This window comes from Klebsiella sp. RIT-PI-d (genome assembly GCF_001187865.1).
In the GTDB taxonomy this organism is placed as follows: domain Bacteria; phylum Pseudomonadota; class Gammaproteobacteria; order Enterobacterales; family Enterobacteriaceae; genus Superficieibacter.
This window is the reverse complement of the sequence record NZ_LGIT01000009.1, coordinates 281962-306757: the sequence shown is the minus strand read 5'-3', so window position 1 is coordinate 306757 and position 24796 is coordinate 281962. Positions and strand designations below refer to the sequence as shown.

The window sequence follows — 24796 nt, the reverse complement described above, 5'->3', positions numbered from 1 at the left end:
GGCGCCCGGTTGAAACCCCCCTCACCCTCCCCTCTGGGGGAGGGTGAGGGGGAAAAGGCCATCATATTATGCATACCGTTCACACCACATTCAGCCTCGGCCAGCACCGCTTGCATCAGATCACTTTCACTCCAGACACGTTCAGCAAACACGACCTGCTCTGGCTACCGCATCATACTCTGCTCGCGAATGCCGGGCGCAAACGTCAAACCGAACATCTCGCCGGGCGCATTGCCGCCGTTCATGCGCTGCTGGAATATAATCAAAACACCGTGCCCGCGCCTGGCGACCAGCGTCAGCCGCTGTGGCCGGCCGGGCTTTATGGCAGTATCAGCCATTGCGGGACCACTGCGCTGGCGGTCGTGTCGACCCGCCCTGTTGGCATAGATATCGAAACGCTGTTCACTGCGCAATTAAGCGATGAACTTGCCGACAGCATCATCGACCCACAGGAACGCACGTTACTGCTTACTGCCCCGCTTTCATTCCCGCACGCCTTAACCCTGGTTTTTTCAGCAAAGGAGAGCTTATTTAAAGCCTGGTCTGCCCTCGCTGCTCCTGCCCCCGGTTTTCACAGTGCCCGCATTGTCAGTCTCACTACGAATACGCTGGTACTGCAACCCTGCCCTGCGTTTTCGGCGCATCTCAGCGGGACTTTCGTGACCTTTCACTGGGCCCGGCTGGCGCAAAACATCGTTACAGTAACGGCATAACCCACCTCAGGATCGTGATCCTTTTCTCCTTTTAAGAAATTACCTGCGTAAACCGTAGACAGTTTCATTGGGCCGCTTTATCGTTAACTTGAATAATAAATCATTATTGAATAAATATTCAATGTGGAGAAAACGATGAACATGACTTTTGCTAAATCCGTCTTACTCGCTTCTACCCTCGCCGCCTCCGGCTCACTGTTTGCAGCCGACGGCGGTTTAATCGCAATTATTACCCCGTCGCATGATAATCCGTTTTTCAAAGCTGAAGCGGACGGAGCCGCCGCCAAAGCCAAAGAGCTGGGATATACCACCCTGGTGGCCTCTCATGATGATGATGTGAACAAACAAAACCAGCTCATTGAAACCGCAATTGCCCGTAAAGCTAAAGCAATCATTCTTGATAACGCCGGAGCAGATGCCACGGTCGGGCCGCTGCAGAAAGCCAAAGCCGCAGGCGTGCCTGCTTTTCTTATCGATCGTGAGATTAATAAAACCGGTATCGCCGTCGCGCAAATCGTCTCCAACAACTACCAGGGTGCGCAGTTAGGCGCGGAAAAATTTGCCAAATTGCTCAACGGTAAAGGCAAGTATGTCGAGCTGCTGGGTCGCCAGTCGGACACCAATGCCAAAGTTCGCTCACAGGGCTATCACGACGTGCTGGATGATTATCCGGATATGAAGATGGTCGCCCAGCAGACCGCTAACTGGAGCCAGACTGAAGCCTTTACCCGTATGGAAGCCATGCTGCAAACCAACCCGGATATTGTTGGCGTCATCTCGGGTAATGACACTATGGCCCTTGGCGCAGAAGCCGCGCTCAAAGCCGCCGGTAAAAAAGATGTAGTGGTGGTGGGTTTTGACGGCAGCGACTACACCCGCGACTCCATCATTAATAAAGGCAATATTAAGGCCACCGTTCTGCAACCTGGCTGGCAGCAGGCGCAAATGGCGGTTGAACAGGCTGATTACTTCCTGAAAAACGGTAAAGCGCAGAAAGAGGAAAAACAGCTGATGGACTGCGTGCTGATTGATGAAACCAATGCCAGCAAACTGAACATGTTCAACCTCAGTAAGTAAGCGGAGGCATTATGTCGTTAAAACAATGGGGTGCCACGCTAGTGGGCTGTGCCACCCTGTTGCTGACGGCCTGCACGGTGGTGGATCTGGATGAGAACGGCAAGCCAATAATGCCTGCCGATCCGAATGCCAAAGCAAATTTTGACAACCAGACCCCACAGCAGATCGCGCAACAAACCTGGCAGCAACGTGTTATGGATGCGGCCGAGAAACAGGCGCTGGATGCCACCGCACTGTCGACGCAGTTAAAAAGCCCGTCGCCCACCGCGACCAGCGTGTTTATCCGCCTCACCAGCGTCGTGGAGCGGGTCGATACCCGCAACGAGCGTGAGCATAAACTGATCGTGACCTTCAACGGTCAACCGCTGGAGGTGCAGACCGGGCCACTCATTCGGGGTAATGCCATTCGCGACGCCACCGGATTTAAATTTGAAGATTTTACCAACCAGGTGCAGTTTGCTCAGCTCTCCCGGGCCTATAACCGGGAAGCCATTAAACATTTGCCGAAAATTGATGACAGCTGGACCGGTAAAACCGCCACTGTCCTGATGGCAGCAACGCTCAACGGCGGCATTGTTGAAAACGCGGCCGCGCTGACGCTGAAACAGGAGGCACAATAATGAGCGACCATCCTGCGGATGAGATTATCCTGCGCACGCGCGGTATTTCGATGCTTTTTCCCGGCACCATCGCGCTGGATAACGTGGATTACAATGTCTGGCGCGGCAAAGTGAACGTGATCATCGGCGAGAACGGCGCGGGCAAATCCACGCTGATGAAAATTCTGGCCGGCGTTCAGCAGCCCAGTCTCGGCGAAATTTGGCTTAACGGTAAACAGGTGCAGCTGCGTGATACCCGCGCTGCTGCCGCCCACGGCATTGGCATGGTGCATCAGGAACTCAATTTGTTTGAGAATCTGAGCGTGGCAGAAAACATCTTTCTGGGCCGTGAGCTGCAAAAAGGCATCACGCCGATTAATGAAGCCGCGCAGGAAAAACGCGCCGCCGAACTGCTTGCGCGCCTTGACCAGCCTATCTCCGCCCGCGAGCTGGTGGGCAATTTAAAAGTTGGTCAGCAGCAGCTTATTGAGATTGCCAAAGCGCTGGCCGAGGATGCCGATATCCTGATCCTTGATGAACCGACATCTGCGCTCAGTAAAACTGAAGTCGAGATCCTGTTTCGGGTGATCCGCGAACTGACCCGCCAGGGGGTGACGATTATCTATATCTCCCACCGGCTGGAAGAACTCATGGCGATTGGCGATGTCATCACCATTTTGCGCGACGGCAAATTTCAGTCAGAAGCGCGGGTCAGCGACATTGACGTCCCGTGGATCGTCCGCGAAATGCTGGGCAGCGATCCGGTCAGCACCTTTCTAACCCCCGGTCGCACCTTTGGCGCACCGGTACTGGAAGCCGAACATATTACCTGCGTCAGTGCCAGCGGTAACACGGTCGTTAACGACGTGTCGTTTAACGTTCATGCCGGGGAAATTGTCGGAATTTACGGGCTGATGGGCGCGGGGCGTACAGAGCTGTTTGAATGTTTACTCGGTACTCAGCGTAATTATCTCGGCAAGCTGTGGCTGGACAGTAAACCGGTTCCGCAGCGTCTGACGCCTGCCGACAGAATCAAAATGGGCATGAGTCTGGTGCCGGAAGATCGCAAACGTACGGGGATTTTCCCGGTGTCTTCCGTCGCCACTAACCTCACCATTGCCAGTTTGTGGCGACGCTTACAGCGCGGCTTCGCTATCGCGCAAAAAGATGAGCAGAAAGTGGTGGCCAGCACTATCGGTAATCTGTCGATCAAAGTCTCCTCCCCGGAGGTCGAAATCCAGGCGCTGAGCGGCGGGAACCAGCAAAAAGTGGTGATTGGTCGCTCGCTGCTAACTAATCCGAAGATCCTGTTTCTCGATGAACCGACGCGCGGTATTGACGTTGGGGCAAAAGCGGATGTGTTCCGCATGATGGTCCAGCTTTCAGAACAGGGGATTGCGGTGGTCTTCTCGACGTCAGATCTGAAAGAAATCATGGCGGTATCGGACCGCATTCTGGTGATGTCCGGCGGTAAACTCACCGCCGACATCGTACGCGATCGGGCCGAAGAGTCGGCGCTGGTCACGGCAAGTGCTCAGGGGTTCTAAGATGAAAACAACACAGTCTGCCACATTAGCACCGCGCGCCGGGGCGTCGGTATCGCGGGAAAATATCCTGCTGATGCTGTTAAAGTTGCGTACCTTTATTGCACTGTTTCTGATCGTCGGCTTTTTTACCCTGACCGTACCGGGTTTTCTCTCAGCCGGCAGCATGGTTATCATGATCAAACACATCGCTATCAACGCGTTTCTGGCGCTGGGGATCACCTTTGTCATTATTACCGCCGGGATCGATCTATCGATTGGCGCAACGCTCGGCCTGTGCGGGATGATTGCCGGTTGGCTTATCACTAAAGGCATTGTACTGCCGATGTTTGGCATCGCCATTTTCCCGAGCGTGTGGGTGGTGGTGCCGATTGTGCTGTTGATTGGCGCCCTGATCGGCGGCGTCAATGGCTGGATCATTACGCGGTATAATGTCGCGCCGTTCATCTGTACCCTCGGCACCATGTACGTTCTGCGCGGGGCGGCGATGTTAACCTCTGACGGGCAAACCTTCCCGGGCCTTTCCGGAAATCCGCAGCTCGGCAATACCGGTTTTGATGAGATTGGTGCCGGTTCGCTGTTTGGCATTCCGTGGGCCATCTGGATGATGATCGTGCTGGCGCTGGTCATCGCATATATTGCCCGTCGCCTGCCTTTTGGCCGGCATGTGTATGCCATCGGTGATAACGAACGGGCTGCCGAGCTTTCCGGCGTGCGCGTTAAGCAGATTAAAATGCTGGTCTATATGCTGTCCGGGCTGTGTGCGGCTATCGCCGGGATCGTGGTGTCTGCCCAGCTTCTTGCCAGTCATCCGGCAAACGGCACGGCCTTTGAGATGAACGCTATCGCGGCGGTGGTGCTGGGCGGTACATCGCTGGCCGGCGGTCGCGGCACCATTCTCGGCACGCTAATCGGCGCGTTTGTTATTGGATTTCTGGCCGACGGGCTGGTGATGATGGGCGTGAGCGAGTTCTGGCAGATGGTCATTAAGGGCATCGTGATTATCGTTGCGGTAATTATTGACCAGATGCAAAACCGGATGCAGCAAAAAGCGGCGGTTGTCGCTCAGAAGGCGGTGATTGAGGCAAAATAGCGTCACGGCGGGCGGAGAGTAAATTTGCCCGCCCGTACTATTAAAGGTGTTGTAACGCGATAGTCACTAATATTAATAGCCTCTCATCCTGGCACGAATATGCTACGGTATTTAAAGAAGACAGGATATAAAAGGATAATATTAATGAATGAGCTAGTAAAATCAGGGTTATTAGGTGCACTGGTGTTGTCGATTACCGCCTGCGACAGTTTAGATCCCACCAGCACTAAAGGGGATTTTTATTACAGTAATCCTGGCAGCAGCACCATGACATTTAAGGTTGATGACAAGGACTATTCGGTAGAGCCTGGCGCAACGGGGAAACTCAGCCTGTCACCCGGCATGCATAATATGCAAAACGCAGCCGGCAAAAAAAGCCAGTTTATGGTTTTTGATAAAAACAGCGGCGGGATCATTAATCCGGATAACCAGATGTACTATATGTTGTCTGAAGTTTATGCGGTTAAGGGACATGAAAAGCGCTTCAGCCCGGCGGAATATCAGATAACGCTCAATGGGCACGATCTTAAAATGCCATTACGCAGCGCCAATGCCACTATCATCGATCATAATTTCTTTGCCTGTAAATATCAGGTGGGTGAGCCTTTTCCGGAGAATATGACCACGCTAAATAAAAACACTGAAGGTAACATCTTTAATAAGTGTTTTGATAAACCCGAATTGCTTACCTATTTCGAGCAGGAGTACGGTGAGAAGCTCACGCCAGCGCCGGGTAATGGTGAAGCAAAAGACTCCGTTAATACCGTTTTCGACTACCGAATTCCACAGCCAGCGTTTAGCGATCCTGAAATGCAGAAGGAAGCCGAAAAAATCGTTACCCTGCTGAAAAAAATCAGTGACTCCACCGATCCCGATATTCACCAGGCGGTGAGAAAGGACATCAGCCAGGCGACCCATGCCATGGTCGAAGCAAATATCAAGGCTGGCAGGAAAAACTCGGTTGAAGAGAACAAATACTTCAACGCCTTTATTGAACAAACCAGTCAGTTTGAAGGCTATGCGATTCTGCCTAAGTAACCGCTACCGCTGACCGCAGTCAGATCAGGCTGCGGGCAACCCCTCTTTCGTCCTCTCTGCCCCGCCGAAAAGCGTACAGCCTGATAGCACTACACAGACTTTCACAAACCTGTACAACTTTACATTTTGATAACATAATGAATTTATTGATATTTAACAAAAAATACCTTGTACAGCTATTTTATAAACAGAAATAACTGTACAACTTAGTCATTATTGTATAACTTTGCTTAACACCACGGCGAACGTTAAACATACAATTGGGCTACATATGCAACAGATTATGCAACCTCAGGCACCATCAAGTCATCTTACAGCCTTTTTTGGCCAGGCAACGCTTGCCCATCAACAGAAAGCACTGGGTGCTATCGTGGTAGAAATTTTACAGTCAGGTAAAACGCTGAACCGTAAAGCGATTTGTCTGCGACTGCTGGCTCGTATGGATAACGCCACATCGGATGATGAAAAACAGCTTTATCAGGATCTGCTGGGCCTGCTTTTTTAAACATGGAATCTGTGAATCTGTTCAGGTATGACGCGATCTCTTACCTGAACGCTACAAACGTCATACGACAGAGAAGAACACACTATGCGCCAGATCACTAACACTACGCCACTTCATGCTTATTTTCTCGATACGGGTGATATGTATGCAGCAGAACAGGACGTACTTGACGGCGTAATTATGAATCTGATTGCAGACAACGTTATGCTGTCTAACAAGGCAATCATTTTGCGCCTGATTAGCAAGCTTGAGAACACCGCGGACGTGGTAGAACTGGATATTCTGCGTAGCTGTCTTGAAATCGTGATAGGTCGTCAAACGGATGATGAAGATTACTTTTTCCCGCGCTCCGCACACGCTGGACAAACGCACTAACAAGAGCAGACGCTGACCTTAGCGGCTGTCTGCTCAGGAAAGTTGTGACTTTTCATGGTAAATAAGATCCTTTACCCGTCGCTAAATTAATGCAATTTGCGGGTAAGCATGTCGATTAAAATCTTGCAGTTTTCGCGTCTGCACTGATTTTCAGTGATTTCCATCACGTTGTGTAAAGACTCTATAATATCGTGAACGGAAATAACTTTAGTGGAGGCCAGCAGGTCAACGACAACCTGTCCCATCAGTTCACTAAAATCAACGCCTCTTCCGATTTGATTTTTTATCAAAGCTCCTCCAACTATTGGATGTCCATCCAGTGTAACACCTTACGCCCGGCAAACGAAACAGCAGCCGCTTTTTTAATCCGTAATGGTGATATAGCTTACTGCCTTCGTGGCGATTAATCCGAATACCCGCTTTTATTGGGAGAATGGCATTTATTTTGCTACGCCTCTCTTGAGAGGGTCTACAGTGTGTAGGGCGGTTGTCATAAACTCGTAGAAAGGAGGTTTTAACGTGTTATTTCCAGAAGACGAGATAGGCCACGTCATTATTGGCGAAGCGGCACTTAGCCTGGCACTCAGCGAAAAAGAGATTAGCGTTTATTCTCTGATCGACGAGTTAGGTTTTATGGCCAGGATGGAAGCCAGCGATCAACGGTTAGTTGAAATTCATGAGGCCAGAAGCTGGCTGAAAGCGATGGATACCCCGGAGATTGCGGCTCAGCATGTGCCGTACCTGCATACGCTTGCAGGCCTGAACGAACAAAAGAACTAACGCCAAAGGACGTAGTCCGGCTCCGGCCGGAGGACGACAACGAGTGACGACCCCATCGGTCGCGCGTCAGCGTGTACCGGCCGGAGAAACTGTCAGGGATGACCCTCTACGGTATGCAACAGCAAACGGAGTACAGCACGGCCTTAACGTTATCTGTCAAGACCGGCGATCCTTACCAGGGTGACAAAACGTTTTTCTATCTTCTCCGGTGCAATAGCATCTCCCGGCCGTCAGGCTTTCACCAGGCTGCGGGCGGTCAGGTAATCGGTGATCAGCACGTCAATGTAATTTCCCTGCAATGCGCCACGAATAGCATTGCTTTTTTCCGGGCCGCCGGCGAGGGCAATGACCTGCGGACAGGCGCGGATCTGCGAAAGCTCCATACCAATGACCGGATCTTCCTGTGGGGTGAGGACCGGATTGCCTGCACCGTCGTAGTAATGCAGGCAAATATCACCTACCGCCCCGCGTTCAGAAAGCAGAGTTAGCATCTGTTCGTTGTAATAATTGCCGGAGTTTTTCAGCAGTTGAGAAGGCTCCAGTTCGCCAATGCCGACAATCGCCACGTCGACTTCGGCGAACTTTTCCACCACGGCGGCCACGTCCGGGCTACTCACCAGCCGGGTGCGTTCTTCAACCGAATGTTCGATACTCTGGGACGGTAGCAGCCACGCAGGGCAGCCCAGATGCGCGGCCAGTTGTTGAGTCAGGATAGTGGCCTGTACGTTACCGTTAGGGCCAACCCCGCCCAATAGCTGGATCACACCGGCGGCGCGAATGTTCTGGGGATGCATCTCATCGACCATGCAGCGGATGGTGCTGCTCCAGGAGGAGATCCCTACCAGGTCTTCCGGACGCAGGCGGGTTTCGACATAGTGTGCCGCCGCGCTGCCGATAGCATGTTTGATCTGCATATTACTGGAGATTTCACCGGTATCAACCACGATTGCCTGGCGAATGCCGTACTGCTCTTCAATAGCCTTCTCAAGGGAGACGAAGATATGGGTCGGCTGTACGACAGTGATTTTCACCAGTCCCTCTTTTTGACAGCGCGTGAGCGCCCGCGAGACAAACGACTGAGAAAGGTGGAGCAGCGAGGCTATCTCGGACTGCTTTTTATTTTCACTGTAATAAAGCGTGGCGATCTTCACCAGCAAGCGCTGTTCATCCTGCTTAGACATAGCGTTCCCCTTAATTTTCTGCCTGTTATTTTTATGCATTACTGAATATTTAACAAGCCAGCCGCCGCGTTCATCCGCGATCAAGTGTGATCGTACTCGCTTTTCTGTAAACCCACGCTCCTGGGGTGATAGACAAATCGGGTAACTGGGCATATCTTTATCCCATGAATAATAAATCAGTAGTGAATATATATTCTGAGCAGACAGAATACCGCGTCGCTATGCCGCGTTAGTAGGTGTTCAGGATCTTTTTTTACCCTGATTGAATATTTATTCATAGAAGATTAAACATTCAAGAGGTGCTTTATGAATCCGTTTTCGCTCTCCGTTGAGGAGCTTGAGAAAAAAGCGCGTGCCGTCCGTCGTCGCATTATTGTCCTCAATGCGGAAAGTCCGGCAGGCGGTCATACCGGGGCAGATTTGTCGCAGGTTGAACTGCTGACCGCCCTCTACTTTCGCATCCTGAACTGCTCGCCCGCCCTGCAAGAGAGCGACGAGCGCGATATTTATATCCAGTCTAAAGGTCATGCCGTCGGCGGCTATTACTGCGTGCTGGCCGAAGCCGGATTTATTCCCGTCGAGTGGCTGTCAACGTATCAACACGCGGACTCGCACCTGCCGGGCCACCCGGTAAAACACAAAACGCCGGGCATTGAACTAAACACCGGGGCGCTTGGCCACGGTCTGCCGGTGGCCGTCGGCATCGCGCTGGCGGCGAAACGCAGCAACAGCAAACGTCGCGTTTTTGCCATTACCGGCGACGGTGAACTGGCAGAAGGCAGTAACTGGGAGGCGGCGCTGGTGGCGGCACACTATCAGCTCGATAACCTGATCATCATTAACGACAAAAATAATCTTCAGCTGGCAGGGTCGACCAAAGACATCATGAATACCGATCCGCTGGATGAGAAATGGCGCGCGTTCGGGATGGAAGTGACCGAATGTCGTGGCAACGATATGGCGGATGTGGTTGCTACGCTGGAAGGGTTAACGCCCAACGGTAAGCCACAGGTGATTATTGCCAACACCACGAAAGGCGCGGGGATCTCCTTTATTCAGGGACGCCCTGAATGGCATCACCGGGTACCGAAAGGGGAAGAGATCGAACTGGCACTGGAGGAACTGAAAGATGCGTAATAGCGAACATCTCGCCACGGTCATGGTGAATGCGTTTATGGATGCCGTCGAGCGCGGCGTGGATCTGGTACCGGTGGTCGCCGACTCCACTTCAACCGCCAAAATCTCGCCGTTTATTAAAAAATTCCCCGACCGGCTGGTGAACGTCGGGATTGCCGAGCAAACGCTGGTGGGCGCGGCCGCGGGTCTGGCGATTGGCGGTAAGATTGCCGTAACCTGTAACGCTGCACCCTTCTTGATTTCCCGCGCCAACGAGCAGATCAAAGTCGATGTCTGCTACAACAACACTAACGTTAAGCTGTTCGGCCTGAACGCCGGGGCCAGCTATGGCCCGCTGGCCAGCACCCACCACAGTATTGATGACATCTCGGTGCTGCGCGGCTTTGGCAATATCGAAATCTATGCCCCCTCCTGCCCGCTGGAGTGCCGACAAATTATTGATTACGCGCTGGAACATATTGGTCCGGTTTATATCAGGCTTGACGGGAAAGCTCTCCCGGAACTGCACGATGCGGACTACCGTTTCGCCCCCGGCAATATTGATATCCTGCGTAAAGGTACGGATATCGCGCTGGTCGCCATGGGTTCGACGGTGCACGAAATTGTCGATGCCGCCACACAACTGGCGCAAGCCGGTATTGAGGCCAGCGTGATCGGTGTACCTTCTATTCGTCCCTGCAATACCGCCCGGCTTCTCGAGCTGCTGAAAGGGCATAAGGCTGTGGTCAGCGTAGAGGAGCACAATATCAACGGTGGCGTGGGCAGTCTGGTGGCGGAAGTGCTGGCAGAAGCCGGATGCGGCATTCCGCTGCGCCGACTCGGCATCGCGGATGGTCACTACGCCATTGCCGCCGACCGCGCCGCAACCCGCGCACGACACGAAATTGACGCGGCAGGCGTAGTGAAAAACGCCACCGCGCTGTATCACGCCCAACAATAACAATAATTACGCTGAAGCTTACTGGAGATTATGCAATGTCCCGAATTCCTCAACAACTCACCATGGCGGTCATTATTGGTAACCGGGGATTTTTCCCCAGCTATCTGGTGGCGGAAGCACGTGAACAGGCAGTAGCGCTATTTGCCCGTCTCGGCATTAAGACCATTATGGTGAGTGAAACCCAGACTCAGCTGGGCGGCGTGGAAACCCGCGAGGAGGCGAAAGCCTGCGCCGAACTGTTTCGCACCCATCGCGATAGCATTCACGGTGTGGTGGTACTGCTACCAAACTTTGGCGATGAAAAAGCGGTGGCGGAAACGCTGCGTCTCTCCGGGCTGAACGTGCCGGTGCTGGTGCAGGCGCAGGAAGACAATCTGGATAAAATGGGCCTCGCCACCCGTCGGGACAGCTTCTGCGGCAAAATTTCGCTGTGCAATAACTTGCGTCAGTATGGTATCCCTTTCACATTAACGACCCAGCACGTCTGCGCCCTTGATGGCGATATTTTTGCCGGGGATTTACAGCGCTTTGAACAGATTTGTCGGGTGGTCAGCAGTATGCGCGGTGTACGCGTCGGCGCTATCGGCGCGCGTCCGGCGGGCTTTAACACCGTCCGCTATAGCGAAAAACTGCTTGAGCGCCTCGGGATCGCGGTTGAAACCCTCGATCTCTCCGAAGTCTTTACCCGCATCAAACTGCTGCGCGACAATGATATTCGCGTCGACGAAAAACGTCGCCTGCTGATCGACAACGCCGATGCCAGCGGTATTCCGGCAGACAAACTGGTGACGATGGCGAAACTGTTCGTGGTGATCAGCGAATGGGTGATCGCCAATGATATCGACACCACCGCCATCCAGTGCTGGACCTCGCTTCAGGAAAATCTTGGCATTAATGTCTGCTCGATCATGAGCGTGATGTCCGGGCAACTGATGCCGAGCGCCTGTGAAGTCGATGTAATGGGCGCACTGTCAATGTACGCGCTGGCGAGCAGCAATATGAGTCCGGCCTCTATTGCCGACTGGAACAATAATTTTGGCGACGATCGTAACAAATGCGTGCTTTTTCACTGCGGAAACTTCGCAGCCGAAAGTCTTGATAATCCTCATATGGGCACCGCAGACATCATCGGCACTACCGTCGGCAAAGAGAACACCTGCGGCGCAGTGCACGGTCGTTTGCGCAGCGGGGACCTGACCTATTTCCGTCTCAGCACCGATGATTTAACCGGCGAAATTAAAGCGTACGTTGGCGCGGGGAAATCGGTAGACGATCCGCTGGATACAGTGGGTTGTCGGGCGGTAATCGAAGTACCGCATCTGGAAAATCTGTTGAACTGGATTTGCCGCAACGGGTTCGAGCATCACGTCGCGATGAATCACTCTGCCAGCGCTGACGTCCTCCACGAAGCTTTTACGCGCTATCTCGGCGTCAATACCTACCTGCATCAGTAGAAACGGCGGAGCCTGTTATGTCGGTGAGTAAAGAGATTATTATTGCGCTGGATGAAGGCACAACCAATGCTAAGGCCGTGGCAATTGATGCATCGGGTAAGGTAGTGGCGATGTTCTCACGCGGATTGTCGATTCATACCCCGCGTGAAGGCTGGGTGGAGCAGTCGGCAGAACTGCTGATTGAGGCGTCTGTTGATGTTGTCTCGCAGGCGGTGGCCGCGGTAGGTGCCGATCGGGTGGCGGCGCTGGCGGTCAGCAATCAGCGTGAGACGGCCGTGGGCTGGTATCGGCGCAACGGCCGGGCCATCGGCCCTGCGCTTAGCTGGCAATGCTCACGCAGCGCGGCATTTTGTCAGGAGCTGCGCCAGTCCGGAGCCGAGCCACGGATAAAAGCCCTGACCGGGTTGCCCGTTGCCCCGCTGTTTTCTGCCTCAAAAATGCGCTGGCTGCTGGATGCCGTACCTGACGGCCAGACGCTGGCGGCCGATGCGGAGATTTGTCTCGGGACGGTAGACAGCTGGTTACTGTGGCATCTCACCGGCGGGCAGGCATTTTGCTGCGACTACTCTAATGCCTCGCGCACCCAGCTTTTCAACCTCCATACCGCCGCCTGGGATGAGGAAATGCTGACGCTATTTGGCATTCCCCGCGCCGCGCTGCCGGAGATCCGCCCTTCCAGCGGCGAATTTGGCCGCACGCGGGGGCTGAAAAATATCCCGGACGGAATACCAATCCTCGCAATGATCGGCGATTCTCACGCGGCGTTATTTGCCCACGGCCTCGGCGCGGAAGGACGCGTAAAAGCAACCTACGGCACCGGTTCATCGGTAATGGCTCCGGTGTCGTCCACCCAGTGTGGGGTCAATACGCTGGCCACCACGATCGCCTGGCACGATGGCGAACGGCTGGTGTACGCCCTGGAGGGCAATATCCCGCACACCGGTGATGCGGTAGCATGGATGGCTGACAGCACCGGGCTAAGCGATCTTCCTCCCGCCGAGCTTGCGCGCCAGCTCAATACGCTTCCTGCTGCCGTGGCGTCTACGCTCGGCGTCTATTTTGTTCCGGCATTAACCGGTCTCGGCGCGCCGTGGTGGGATGAACAGGCGCGCGGGCTCATTCATGGTCTGAGCCGGGGCGTAAAGCGGGCGCATTTGATCCGCGCCGCGCTGGAGTCAATTACCTATCAGATAGCCGACGTGACCGTCGCCATGCGCCAGCATAACGACTTTGCGTTACAGGCATTAATGGTGGATGGCGGTCCCACTCAAAATAACTGGCTCATGCAGTATCAGGCTGACCTGCTGGGCTGTCCGGTGATGCGCAGCGACGTAGCCGAACTTTCCGCTATTGGCGCGGCACTACTGGCACGTAAAGCGTTGCTGACGGTGGAGGTTGAAGCCCTGCGCCACGTCCTGCCGGCGCACGCCGTCTTTGAACCTGACATGGCCCGCCACGGTCGTCTGCAAAAGCGCTGGCACGAGTGGCAGCAGGCAGTGACGATGACGCGAAGCCAGAGATCTGCACCTCCCGCCCAGATAAGCGCCGCATCGCCGGACGGTTAACGCCTGAGTATTCCTGTCCGGCCACTCGCTTCTATACTTATCATAAACATAATGCGAGGAGGCCAGTTATGTCCCTGCCCGATTTTCATACCTCCGATCCCTTAACCCTGGGTATCGAGCTGGAGCTACAGGTGGTTAACCCGCCGGGTTACGATCTCAGTCAGGACTCCTCAACGCTGATTGATGCGGTGCAGGCCGACGTGAAAGCCGGAGAGGTAAAACACGATATCACCGAAAGTATGCTGGAAGTTGCAACCGGCGTGTGCCGGGATATTGATCAGGCGGCGAGCGAGCTTTCCGCCATCCAGCACAGCATCCTGCACGCTGCCGGGAAACATCACCTGAACATATGCGGCGGCGGGACGCATCCCTTCCAGACGTGGCAGCGCCAGGAAGTCAGCAAAAGCGAGCGTTATAAACAGACGCTGGAATACTACGGATACTTGACCCGGCAGGCGACGGTATTTGGCCAGCATGTGCATATCGGCTGCAAGAACGGCGATGATGCTCTCTATCTGCTGCACGGCCTGTCGCGTTTTGTGCCGCATTTTATTGCCCTGAATGCCGCCTCGCCCTATCTTCAGGGCGCCGACAGTAAGTTTGCCTCGTCGCGGCTGAATATTTTTTCTGCGTTTCCCGATAACGGCCCAATGCCGTGGGTAAATAACTGGCAGGACTTCGAAGGGCTTTTTCGCCGCCTGAGTTATACCTCCACCATCGACAGCATTAAGGACTTACACTGGGATATTCGCCCCAGCCCGCAATTTGGCACGGTGGAAGTGCGGGTGATGGATACGCCGCTGACCCTGGCACAGGCGGTTAATACTGCCGGATTCATTCAGACGCTGGCCAGCTGGATCCTGACTGAACGGCCCTTTAAGCATCAGGAGCGGGATTATCTGCTGTACAAATTTAATCGCTTTCAGGCCTGTCGCTACGGACTGGAGGGTGTGCTAACCGATGTCCATACCGGTGAGCAATGCACCATTGCCGACGATCTCACGCGCCTGCTTCCACGGCTGATGCCCTACGCCGATAAACTGAACGCCGGAAGCGCGCTGGACAACATCGCCCTGATGCTTAAGGCGGACAGAAGCGACGTTCAGTTGATGCGCGATTTTATTGTCGATGGCGGATCGCTCATCGGGCTGGTACAAAAGCACACGGAAATCTGGGCTGCATGCTAGCCGCTCTGGTGGTCAGGCTTTACAATGCGCCATACGATTTTTAACAGAAGATTAACGGCCCATGAAACATCCGCTTGAAACCCTGATGACCGCCGGCGGCATTTTGCTGCTGGCGTTCCTGTCCTGCCTGCTGCTGCCCGCGCCGTCACTCGGCCTGGTCCTCGCGAAAAAGCTTATCGCCGTGTTCCACCTGATGGATCTCAGCCAGCTCTATACCCTGTTATTTTGCCTGTGGTTTCTGGCGCTCGGCATTATCGAATATCTGATTATTCGCTTTATCTGGCGCCGCTGGTTTTCACTGGCAGAATAGGCCCGCGATGTCGAATACGGCAAGCGCAGGAGGATATGCCGTTACTCGTCCTTAGTGCACACTGTTATGGTTTTCGCGGCGATAGGCTCCCGGCGGCTGATTGAAAGTGCGGGTAAACACCCGGGTAAACGTCTGCTGCGATTCATAACCGTATTTCAGGCAGATGTCGTAAACCCGCTGGTCAGTATCACGCAGATCGCGGGCGGCCAGCAGCAGCTTGCGCTCGCGGATATAGCGCCCGAGACTCTCACCTTTATATTGCAAAAACAGACGCTGCAAATGCCATTTCGAATAGCCAGAATGACGGGCAATTTCTTCAATGCGCAGCGGCTGATGCAGATTGTCATCTATCCATTCAACGATGGTATCGATAACCTGAGCAGAAATCGTCATATAGCTCCCCTCTCTCCAGTGTAACGATGGGTTATTCCCACCAGGCACTAAACTGATGCAAACGATCGTGAATATTGACCGGCTCGCCAGCCTGCGGCGTTAATAACCGGTAGGGTTTATGCTGACTGGCCTGGGCCAGCCGCTTATACGGGTCATCCCAGGTATGTTTTGCCAGCACAAAGCGCCCGGAATGGCTGGGTAAAATGGCCCTGGCATTAAGGTCAACGGCCGCCTGCGCCGTTTGTTCTGGCATCATGTGAATGTATTTCCAGTCGTTGTCGTACTGACCGTTTTCCATAATGGCCAGATCCACCGCGCCAAACTGCTCGCCGATGGCCTTAAAATGCGGACCGTAACCGCTGTCGCCGCTGTAATACAGTTTTTGATCCGGAGTGACGAACATAAAGCTCGCCCACAACGTCTGATTACGCTTCAGGCCGCGCCCGGAAAAGTGGCGGGCGGGCAGAACATGAATCGTTAACTGTTCATCAAGAGTAATTGCCCGATCCCAGTCGGCTTCGGTAATGATGTCAGGGTTCATCCCCCAGTAGCGCAGGTGCGAGCCGACGCCCAGCGGCGTAATGGTCCGCTTAATTTTGGGCATCAGCGCCTTGATAGTGGCGTAGTCAAGATGGTCATAGTGGTCGTGCGAAATGATCAGCAGGTCAATCTCCGGCATACTCTGCGCAGTCCACGGAAAATCCCCATCAAAGGCTTTATTTAAAAACGAGAATGGCGCGGCGTAGTTGCCAAGGACCGGATCAATCAGGATCCGTTTACCGCCGAGTTGCAGATACCAAGAGGAGTGGCCCAGCCAGACAGCAACCTCCCGATCGCGCGGCATGCTCGCCAGATCGGTTTTCACCTTTGGCAGCGACTGAGACGGTCGGGCATTTTCCCGCCGGGCGGTCAGGAATTCCCACCATGCGGCCAGCATATTTTTGTCGCCGGTAAATCCCGGGGTCGGCAGCTGATTATGAAAAACCCCATCACGATAATGCGGCGATTTTTCGACGTCGGTCAGCGCCTTGCCCTGGGGAGCCTGGCCAAATCCGGCATTAAAAATAAACGGTACGCTTGCAGCGCAGGCAATCAACATAACGGCAACCACACTTATTGTTAGACGTTTCATATCCTGACCTGAAGCAGACTCTGTCCGTAGAAGCGCTATAGGAGACTTGATTATGAGTGAGTAAGCACTCATTATAGAAAGAGGCTGACTATCGTCAAGGCGTTTTTCGTTTTTTGACATTCGCCGTTGAAGTGCCGCTAAGGGCATGTTTCAATCAGGGTTTTACAGACAAAAGGTAACGTGCAGTGGCTCGACCGAAGAGTGAAGATAAAAGACAGGCATTACTGGAGGCGGCGACCATTGCATTTGCCCAGTCGGGGATTACCGCATCCACCGCCACGATTGCCCGGAGCGCAGGCGTCGCAGAAGGCACGCTGTTCCGCTATTTCGCGACTAAAGACGATCTCCTTAATGCGCTTTATCTGCATCTCAAACAGCAGCTCTGCCGGGCCATGCTGGCCAATCGCGATCCGGCGATGGTCGATCCTAAGCAAAATACCCACTATATCTGGAATAATTATATCGACTGGGGCGTGCAAAACCCGCTCGGTAACCGTACCGTCCGCCAGCTGGCGGTGAGTGAGAAAATCACTAAAGAGACCAAACTTCAGGTTGAAGAGATGTTCCCGGAGATGAAAACGCTATGTCGCAGCTCAATTCTGCCGGTGTTTAAATCAGAAGAGTTTAATGCGTTCGGCGATGCCTGTTTTCTTGCGCTGGCCGAAACCACGATGGAGTTTGCGATGCGCGAACCCGCCCGCGCCAGCGAGTTTAAAGCTATCGGCTTTGAAACGATGTGGCGCGCCCTGTCCAGCGAGAATGGCTGATGGACAGCGAGGCGATTAAACAGTGCGCCCATCGCATTGCTCTGGAATTGCCTTTTACCGAACACTGCTGGCCGTTTGGCCCGGAATACGACGTGTTCAAGGTCAACGGTAGGATCTTTATGATGACCGCCGTCGCCCACGGCAGACCGCTGGTCAGCGTCAAATCCGATCCGCAAAAATCACTGATTAATCAGCAAATTTATCGCAGTATCGAGCCGGGTTATCATCTGAACAAGAAGCACTGGATTTCGGTTTACGCGGGTGACGATATTACCCCGGCGCTGGTCACCGACCTGGTGATGGATTCCTGGGATCTGGTGGTGGATAAGCTGGCGAAAAAAGACCGGCAGCGCCTGCGCCCGACGGGCTGTCGCACAAAACGATAACACTTATCGATTTTCATCACTTTATTTTCCCCTGTGGGAGGCGCTACTCTGCTGCCCATCGGACGTACCTGTACGGTACGCATTTAATACATCAGGAGTTGTTATGGATATTATTTCCGTTGCCTTAAAACGTTATTCCACTAAGGCATTCGATGCGAGTAAAAAATTGACCGCAGAACAGGCTGAAAATCTGAAAACGCTACTGCGTTTTAGCCCGTCCAGCACGAACTCTCAGCCGTGGCATTTTATTGTTGCCAGCACCGATGAAGGTAAAGCGCGGGTCGCTAAATCCGCCGCCGGGGGTTATGTCTTTAATGAGCGGAAGATCCTTGATGCCTCGCATGTGGTAGTTTTCTGCGCCAAAACGGCGATGGATGACGCATGGCTGGAGCGCGTTGTCGATCAGGAAGATGCCGATGGTCGTTTTGCCACGCCAGACGCTAAAGCGGCTAATCATAAAGGCCGCACATTCTTTGCCGATATGCACCGTAAGGATTTGAATGATGACGATCAGTGGATGGCTAAACAGGTCTATCTGAATGTCGGTAATTTCCTGCTGGGCGTTGCGGCAATGGGTCTGGACGCGGTGCCTATTGAAGGCTTTGACGCGGCGGTCCTTGATAAAGAATTTGGTCTGAGCGAGCAGGGCTATACCAGCCTGGTGATTGTGCCGGTGGGTCAGCACAGCGCAGACGATTTTAACGCCGCACTGCCAAAATCTCGTCTGCCAGCAAGCACTACCCTGACGGAGTGTTAATCCGGCCGCTCAGCGAGGCTGCCTGATGGCGGCTGCGCCTAATCAGGCCTGCAATTTGTATTCTTTGTAGGCCTGATAAGCGAAGCGCCATCAGGCCTTCACGCTATCGGTAGCCAATATTACCGGCATACGACCCTCTCCCACTTTATTCATTTCCCAACGTCCTGCGAAATATATTTCACCCCCTACCAAATATTAGGGCTAAAGCGTCGCGCCATATTTACCCTCCCAATAAAAAAGCAATAAATTCAATATTTTAAAATAAATACAAGGCATGATTTACTTTAAGTCGTAATTTCTCTCCCTGCCCATCCAGGACTATTCCTACAATACGTGTAAAAAAATATGTCTTAATATGTCGGCAAATATATTCCTCACTAGCCTATTACCTCTGAAACAGGATGTTTACTATGGCACATCTTAAACCTGCACTTTTACTCTCCGCGTTATTCCTTGCTGCCTGCGGTGGCGGTGGTGGTGGCGGTCATCATGATGACAATAATGCCCCGGCGCCGGAAACCACGGCCCCGACACAGCCGGAGACCGACAACACGCCGGCACCAGCGCAGCCGGTTTCCCCGCCGGAAAGTAAAGCCACGCTGGGCAGCGTCTCGGGCGTGACCTATACCACGCCGAATGGTATTGAATATCAAATGCGCCGAAGCGGAATTACCTTTGGTGGCACCTGGACTGAGCGCTTAGTCAAAACTGACGGCACGCCGGTTTCCAGCACCAGCTGGTGCTGCGGCCCGATGAGCTACACCCAGTTTGGTAGCTGGACCTCGCAGGAAAAAGGCGAGCATGGCGTGTTCTATAGCGGTGAAGCTACGGCGGCGGCCAATGTGCCGACGCAGGGAAGCGCAACTTACGTCGGTTCCGGGATGCGTGACGGCGTCCGCACGGATGCCAGCTTCAACGTTGATTTTGCGGCCAAAACGATTGACGGCAATATTACCGGCAATAACGAGTTTGGTTCGGCGGTTGCCATGCAGGGTAAAATTGTTGACGGCGGCTTTAACGGTAACGCGCAGTCCGGTGGCGACAACGGTACCTTCGTCGGTCACTTTAACGGTCCGGCGGCTGAAGAGCTGGGCGGGATCGCAGAATTCGCTGATACCCACAAAAGCGCATCGTTTGGCGCGACAAAACAATAATATTTTACCGGCCAGGCGACCTGGCCGGTTTTCCTGATGATGGTAATTTGCGGTATGTCTTCCCTGCGCCTGCGTTCCCTGTTTGTCACGCTTTTTCTGCCCGCGCTTGCCCTTGCGGCCCCCACCGATAATATGTTGATCCCGGCGGCGCCGCATTTCGAGAGGCTAACCCCCAGGACGTCTGATGAGCAGGTGTCCGCAAAGACGCTGCGGGTATCAAATCAGCAGCTTGAAACACAGCCTGAACTGACAACAGCTCTGCTTAATCAGGCGGTACGCGATGAAGCCTGGCCGGTCGTGAAAAGCCTGCTGCCGGTGTATGAGCGACTCTCCGCACCGGATGAGGTTCTTATTCACTATGCCAAAGCCGGACTGGCACGCAGTGAAGGGCATTATGGCGAAGCGATTGAACACTATCGGGCGATCCTGAGTACCCATCCTGATTTTGCCGCCGTGCGTCTTGACCTGGCACGCGCGCTGTATGAAGACCGACAATTTGATGCGGCGGAATACAATTTCGAACGGGTGAATACCACTAACCCGCCTCCGGAGGTCGCGCAGCGGATTAACACCTATCTTAAGCAGGTCCGATCCCAGGATCGCGTGACGGGTAATCTTAGCGTCAGCTACCTCAATGACAGTAACGTCAATAATGCCTCGACCGGTAAATATATTCGTATCGGCGATAAGCTGTTTATTCGCAATAAAGAGGCGTATCCGCAGCGCGGAGAAGGCTTCTGGTTCAACGGCGCGCTGCAAAAAGATGTGTCGCTCTACGACCGCCATTCTCTGCGTTTTCTCGGCACGATCACCGGTAAAAGCTACTGGAATAATCATCGCTTCGACGATATTACCAGCCGCCTGTATGTCGGTTATCGCTGGCAGGATTTTCGTCAGCAGATCGCCCTGCTGCCGTTTTATGAGAAACGCTGGTACGGAACCGAAGCCTATTCCTCCGGACCGGGAATGCGCGCCGAGTACAGCTATTTACTTTCGCCCTCATGGCAAATTAGTCAGGCGCTGGAATATCAGAAACTGCATTACGACAATGCGCAGTATGATTTTTTAGCCGGCGATAATCGTTATATCTCCACTACCCTGTCACACGTAGTGAATGCGCGGCTGTCGGTGTTTTTCGGCGGTGACATTGCCTGGCAAAATACCTCAACGGCCAGTGAAACTAACCAGCGTTACAGCCTGCGCAGCGGAGTGGAAGCCGATTTGCCGTGGGGGATTTCCGCCGGGCTGATGGGCGCGCTCGCTAAACGTCACTACGACGATGACAACGATATTTTTGGCGTCCGCCGCCAGGATAATGAGCAGATCGGCATGCTGTCACTGTGGCATCGCGATCTGCATTTTATGTCGGTAATGCCAAAACTGAATTTCGTTTATAAGAAAGTGAACAGCAATATCGACTTCTACGACTATACCCAGCGCAATATTTATTTAACGCTGGATAAACGCTTCTAGGCGCTGGCACGCGGCGTTAAACGCCACGCCATCATTACCCGCTCGGTGCGGGAGTCAGGATTATCGATTTTGGTCAGCAATAGCCCGACGGCTTTGCGGCCGATGTCATGTGAAGGTTGCTCAATGGTGGTGAGCTGCGGGGAGATCATCTCTGCCAGATCGGTCCCATCGAAGCCGACCACTGAAATATCATCCGGCACCCGAAGCCCGGCCTGCTCAATCGCCCGGATCGCACCGGCAGCGAGAGTATCGGAAACCGCAAAAATAGCGTCCGGACGCTCGTTTGCCGCCAGTAATCTCTCGGCAGCCGCTTTACCCGCAGCGGCACTCAGCTCGCTGGCGTATTCGATGGACTGAAAAGGCAGATTACGGGTGTGTACCACACTTTTATAACCCCGTTCACGCAGGCGGGCGTATTTATAGCTGAGATCGTGGTTGATCAGTGCGATGCGCTGTCGGCCTTTATCCGCCAGCCACGACACCACGTGCTGGGCCGCATCTACATCATTAATGCCCACGCAGGAGACCGCTCCGCTATCGGCATACTCCGCGCACTGCACCCAGGGTGCCTCGCCAATCAGCGCCGCCAGCTCGGGCAGTTTCGAGAAGGCATCCATAGTAATAATGCCGTCAACGATTTTACCGGAGAGCAGCTTCAGCCCGGAGCGCGAACGCTCAAGATCGGAGCCGGAGTTACACAGCAGGATGCGATAGCCGTTTTTCTCTGCCTCTTCTTCAATGCCTTTCACCACCGCGGCGCAAAAAGGGTTAGCAATATTAGAAACCATCACCAGGATCATATAACTGCGCGAGGTGCGTAACTGCCGTGCCAGCAAATTAGGCTGATAGTTACTTTCCGCAATGGCCGCCAGCACGCGCTCACGGTTTTTGGCTTTAACGGTATCACTGTTATTCAGCACGCGTGAGACCGTCGCCACCGAGACGCCAGCGAGACGGGCAATTTTTTGAATGGACATAGTGACGGCAGATCCTGCGGTTAGCGTTAAGAGTGGCAGGCTATCACAAAATGGTTGCCCGGCGAACCGGGCAATGTGTTACTGCCCGACGCGGACCCAGCGTTGCTCTGTGTGGCTTTTCACAATCGCCTCAATGAGGTACATCACATTTGCACCGTCATAAAAGGACGCGAATGCATCAGAGTGGACGGGCATTTTGCCGTCGCGCACCGCCTGATAAAACTGCCGGAGCATGTTTTTAAAGGCGTCCGGCCAGCCTTCAATATGACCGCCGGGGAAATGCGCGCTGCCCGCCACATCCGGGTTCATTAAACCCGGATCGTCACTCAATAGCTGATTGGGCTGTGCACGATGGCCAATCCACAGGCGCTGCGGCGTTTCCTGATCCCAGGCCAGCGCACGCTCGCTGCCGTCAATCTCAAAGCTTAGCCGGTTTTTGCGTCCTGCGCTGACCTGCGACACGTGAAAACAACCTTTGCTCCCGTCATCAAAGCGCAACAGTACTGAACCGCTATCCTCGGTGGAAACCGCGCGATCCTCATAATGCGCCTCGTCCCCGCCGTGACCAAAGGTGGTTGCCCCGGCCTGGTTCGCTTTGCGCGTTGGCCAGACAATAGACAAATCGGCCATCACCTCAACGATCCGCCTGCCGGTAACAAACTGGATAGTATCGCACCAGTGGGAGCCAATATCCGCGACGGCCCGGGATACGCCGCCCTGCGCGGAATCAACCCGCCAGTTATAGTCCGTTTCCAGCAGCATCCAGTCTTGTAAATAGGTGCCGTGGGCGGAGAAAAGCCGTCCAAGGCTTCCCGCCCGGCGCATACTGGCGGCCTGCTGAACCATCGCAAATTGACGATAAACAAAACTGACGCCGTGAACGACGCCGGCCTGTTCCGCCAGCTGCACCAGTTCACGCGCTTCTTCACCGGTCATGCACAGCGGCTTTTCAGAGAACACATGTTTCCCTGCCCGCAGGATCTGCCGGTTAATCGCGGCGTGAAGATGATTCGGCGTGCAGTTATGCACCACCTCAAGGCCTGGATGCGCCAGCAGTGCATCGACGCTGCCAAATGCGTGCGGCACGTGAAGTTCCCGGGCCTTACGTTGCGCCATATCGAGGGAATGGTCGCACAGCGCCACCACCTCCACATCGCCCAGCCGACGCAGGGCTTCAAGATGAGCAGGGCCAATAAAGCCGCTGCCAATAATACCGACCTGGATCATTTACGTACCTCATTACCCGCCGCGAAATCGTCAAAAGCATGGCTGGCAACCGGGATGATATGGCGACGGATAAAGTGGCTGCCCTCGCGCGCGCCGGTTTCGCCGTCTTTCAGACAGCACTCCCATTCCAGTACCGCCCAGCCAGGGTAGTCATACTGCGTTAACTTGCTAAACACGGTTTTGAAATCGACCTGGCCGTCGCCCAGCGAGCGAAAGCGCCCGGCCCTGTCGATCCACGGCTGATAACCGCCATAGGTGCCGCTGCGCCCGTTGGCCCGATACTCTGCATCTTTGACGTGAAAGGCTTTGATGCGCGAGTGGTAAATATCGATCCATGTCAGATAATCGATATGTTGCAGCAGCAGGTGACTCGGATCGTAGAGCATATTACAGCGCGGATGGTTATCGACCTTGTGCAGGAAACGCTCGAAGGTCACGCCATCGTGCAGGTCTTCGCCGGGATGGATCTCGTAACACACGTCCACACCATGTTGGTCAAAACAGTCAAGGATTGGCCGCCAGCGTGTTGCCAGCTCGTCAAACGCCTCATCCAGCAGTTGCGCATTGTGCGGCGGCCACGGGTAGAAGTACGGCCAGGCCAGCGCGCCGGAGAAGGTCGCATGGGCCGTCAGTCCAAGACGTGCTGAGGCGGCGGCGGCCTGCTTCAGGGTTTCTGTCGCCCATGCCTGACGGGCTGAGGGATCACCGCGCAGCTGCGGCGGGGCGAAACCGTCAAAGGCCGCATCGTAGGCCGGATGAACCGCCACCAGCTGCCCCTCAAGATGGGTTGAAAGCTCGCTGATAACCAGCCCGTGTTCTGCCAGGGTGCCGCTTATCTCATCACAGTAGATCTGGCTTTCTGCCGCCTGCTGAACATCGAAAATCGCTTTATTATGACAGGGAATTTGCAGGGCTTTATAGCCTAACCCTGCCGCCCAGCCTGCCAGCGCGTCAAGGGTGTTAAACGGCGGCTGTGCACCGAGAAACTGCGTTAAAAAAATACCCGGTCCCTTAATGGTTCTCATAAAATCC

General features: G+C 54.1%; 26 protein-coding genes. 20 read left to right on the top strand and 6 right to left on the bottom strand.

All coding sequences use genetic code 11. The features are described from left to right. The first annotated feature begins 68 nt into the window (after positions 1 to 68). From entD to AC791_RS08000, 9 genes are all read left to right on the top strand, one after another. Positions 69 to 713: an enterobactin synthase subunit EntD gene (entD, locus tag AC791_RS08045; protein WP_049839952.1), complete on the top strand. Its 645-nt coding sequence runs from the start codon at positions 69 to 71 to the stop codon at positions 711 to 713. Between the two features lie 135 nt (positions 714 to 848). Further along, entirely contained in the window at positions 849 to 1790 is a 942-nt protein-coding gene (locus tag AC791_RS08040) for a D-ribose ABC transporter substrate-binding protein (protein ID WP_049839951.1), read from the top strand. A gap of 11 nt (positions 1791 to 1801) precedes the next feature. Further along, positions 1802 to 2410 (top strand): DUF2291 family protein, encoded by a 609-nt coding sequence (locus tag AC791_RS08035; protein ID WP_049839950.1) that lies wholly within the window; start codon positions 1802 to 1804, stop codon positions 2408 to 2410. Continuing rightward, positions 2410 to 3936, top strand: coding sequence for a sugar ABC transporter ATP-binding protein (locus tag AC791_RS08030; RefSeq protein WP_199485502.1), 1527 nt, complete (start codon positions 2410 to 2412; stop codon positions 3934 to 3936). Before AC791_RS08035 ends, AC791_RS08030 begins: the two co-directional genes overlap by 1 nt. Before the next feature lies 1 nt (position 3937). After that, positions 3938 to 5026, top strand: coding sequence for an ABC transporter permease (locus AC791_RS08025; protein WP_049839949.1), 1089 nt, complete (start codon positions 3938 to 3940; stop codon positions 5024 to 5026). 144 nt (positions 5027 to 5170) lie between these two features. Continuing rightward, complete coding sequence (locus AC791_RS08020) at positions 5171 to 6064, top strand: hypothetical protein (RefSeq protein WP_049839948.1); 894 nt, start codon at positions 5171 to 5173, stop codon at positions 6062 to 6064. Positions 6065 to 6335: 271 nt separating this feature from the next. Further along, on the top strand, positions 6336 to 6569 hold the full coding sequence (gene ycgZ, locus AC791_RS08015) for a regulatory protein YcgZ (protein ID WP_049839947.1): 234 nt from the start codon (positions 6336 to 6338) through the stop codon (positions 6567 to 6569). An 84-nt stretch (positions 6570 to 6653) separates the two neighbouring features. After that, entirely contained in the window at positions 6654 to 6944 is a 291-nt protein-coding gene (locus AC791_RS08010; RefSeq protein ID WP_049839946.1) for a biofilm development regulator YmgB/AriR family protein, read from the top strand. A gap of 519 nt (positions 6945 to 7463) precedes the next feature. Beyond that, on the top strand, positions 7464 to 7724 hold the full coding sequence (locus tag AC791_RS08000) for a hypothetical protein (protein ID WP_049839944.1): 261 nt from the start codon (positions 7464 to 7466) through the stop codon (positions 7722 to 7724). A gap of 230 nt (positions 7725 to 7954) precedes the next feature. On the opposite strand, the gene AC791_RS07995 is transcribed toward AC791_RS08000, so the two are convergent. Next, positions 7955 to 8905, bottom strand: coding sequence for a sugar-binding transcriptional regulator (locus AC791_RS07995; RefSeq protein ID WP_049841565.1), 951 nt, complete (start codon positions 8903 to 8905; stop codon positions 7955 to 7957). Positions 8906 to 9211: 306 nt separating this feature from the next. Between AC791_RS07995 and AC791_RS07990 the strand changes: the two genes are divergently transcribed. From AC791_RS07990 to AC791_RS07965, 6 genes are all read left to right on the top strand, one after another. Beyond that, positions 9212 to 10042, top strand: a complete 831-nt coding sequence (locus tag AC791_RS07990) for a transketolase (protein ID WP_049839943.1) — start codon at positions 9212 to 9214, stop codon at positions 10040 to 10042. Then, positions 10035 to 10982 (top strand): transketolase family protein, encoded by a 948-nt coding sequence (locus AC791_RS07985; protein WP_049839942.1) that lies wholly within the window; start codon positions 10035 to 10037, stop codon positions 10980 to 10982. The genes AC791_RS07990 and AC791_RS07985 overlap by 8 nt, the downstream gene beginning before the upstream one ends. Before the next feature lie 35 nt (positions 10983 to 11017). Beyond that, a complete protein-coding gene (locus AC791_RS07980) occupies positions 11018 to 12436 on the top strand; it encodes an L-fucose/L-arabinose isomerase family protein (RefSeq protein ID WP_049839941.1) in 1419 nt (472 codons plus the stop codon). A gap of 17 nt (positions 12437 to 12453) precedes the next feature. Then, positions 12454 to 14001, top strand: coding sequence for an FGGY family carbohydrate kinase (locus tag AC791_RS07975; RefSeq protein ID WP_049839940.1), 1548 nt, complete (start codon positions 12454 to 12456; stop codon positions 13999 to 14001). A gap of 68 nt (positions 14002 to 14069) precedes the next feature. After that, positions 14070 to 15188 (top strand): YbdK family carboxylate-amine ligase, encoded by a 1119-nt coding sequence (locus tag AC791_RS07970; RefSeq protein WP_049839939.1) that lies wholly within the window; start codon positions 14070 to 14072, stop codon positions 15186 to 15188. Between the two features lie 61 nt (positions 15189 to 15249). After that, entirely contained in the window at positions 15250 to 15498 is a 249-nt protein-coding gene (locus AC791_RS07965) for a DUF1158 domain-containing protein (RefSeq protein ID WP_049839938.1), read from the top strand. Positions 15499 to 15549: 51 nt separating this feature from the next. Here AC791_RS07965 and AC791_RS07960 read toward each other — a convergent pair whose 3' ends face one another. Next, positions 15550 to 15891, bottom strand: coding sequence for a RamA family antibiotic efflux transcriptional regulator (locus AC791_RS07960; RefSeq protein WP_049839937.1), 342 nt, complete (start codon positions 15889 to 15891; stop codon positions 15550 to 15552). A gap of 31 nt (positions 15892 to 15922) precedes the next feature. Further along, the gene (locus tag AC791_RS07955; protein WP_049839936.1) at positions 15923 to 17023 is read right to left on the bottom strand and encodes an MBL fold metallo-hydrolase; all 1101 of its coding nucleotides are present in this window, start codon (positions 17021 to 17023) and stop codon (positions 15923 to 15925) included. Positions 17024 to 17208: 185 nt separating this feature from the next. Between AC791_RS07955 and AC791_RS07950 the strand changes: the two genes are divergently transcribed. From AC791_RS07950 to AC791_RS07930, 5 genes are all read left to right on the top strand, one after another. Next, entirely contained in the window at positions 17209 to 17790 is a 582-nt protein-coding gene (locus tag AC791_RS07950; protein ID WP_049839935.1) for a TetR/AcrR family transcriptional regulator, read from the top strand. Beyond that, positions 17790 to 18176 (top strand): MmcQ/YjbR family DNA-binding protein, encoded by a 387-nt coding sequence (locus AC791_RS07945; RefSeq protein ID WP_049839934.1) that lies wholly within the window; start codon positions 17790 to 17792, stop codon positions 18174 to 18176. The genes AC791_RS07950 and AC791_RS07945 overlap by 1 nt, the downstream gene beginning before the upstream one ends. A gap of 103 nt (positions 18177 to 18279) precedes the next feature. Beyond that, positions 18280 to 18933 carry an oxygen-insensitive NAD(P)H nitroreductase gene (gene nfsB / locus AC791_RS07940; protein WP_049839933.1) on the top strand — a complete coding sequence of 218 codons (654 nt, stop codon included), beginning with the start codon at positions 18280 to 18282 and terminating at the stop codon, positions 18931 to 18933. Between the two features lie 410 nt (positions 18934 to 19343). After that, complete coding sequence (locus AC791_RS07935; protein WP_049839932.1) at positions 19344 to 20087, top strand: Slam-dependent surface lipoprotein; 744 nt, start codon at positions 19344 to 19346, stop codon at positions 20085 to 20087. A 36-nt stretch (positions 20088 to 20123) separates the two neighbouring features. Continuing rightward, positions 20124 to 21560 (top strand): surface lipoprotein assembly modifier, encoded by a 1437-nt coding sequence (locus AC791_RS07930; RefSeq protein WP_049839931.1) that lies wholly within the window; start codon positions 20124 to 20126, stop codon positions 21558 to 21560. Here the strand turns inward: AC791_RS07930 and AC791_RS07925 are convergent. From AC791_RS07925 to AC791_RS07915, 3 genes are all read right to left on the bottom strand, one after another. Continuing rightward, entirely contained in the window at positions 21557 to 22537 is a 981-nt protein-coding gene (locus AC791_RS07925) for a LacI family DNA-binding transcriptional regulator (protein ID WP_049839930.1), read from the bottom strand. The genes AC791_RS07930 and AC791_RS07925 overlap by 4 nt on opposite strands. A gap of 78 nt (positions 22538 to 22615) precedes the next feature. Continuing rightward, positions 22616 to 23764 (bottom strand): Gfo/Idh/MocA family protein, encoded by a 1149-nt coding sequence (locus tag AC791_RS07920; protein ID WP_049839929.1) that lies wholly within the window; start codon positions 23762 to 23764, stop codon positions 22616 to 22618. Then, the gene (locus AC791_RS07915) at positions 23761 to 24789 is read right to left on the bottom strand and encodes a sugar phosphate isomerase/epimerase family protein (protein ID WP_049839928.1); all 1029 of its coding nucleotides are present in this window, start codon (positions 24787 to 24789) and stop codon (positions 23761 to 23763) included. The genes AC791_RS07920 and AC791_RS07915 overlap by 4 nt, the downstream gene beginning before the upstream one ends. Positions 24790 to 24796 lie beyond the last annotated feature (7 nt).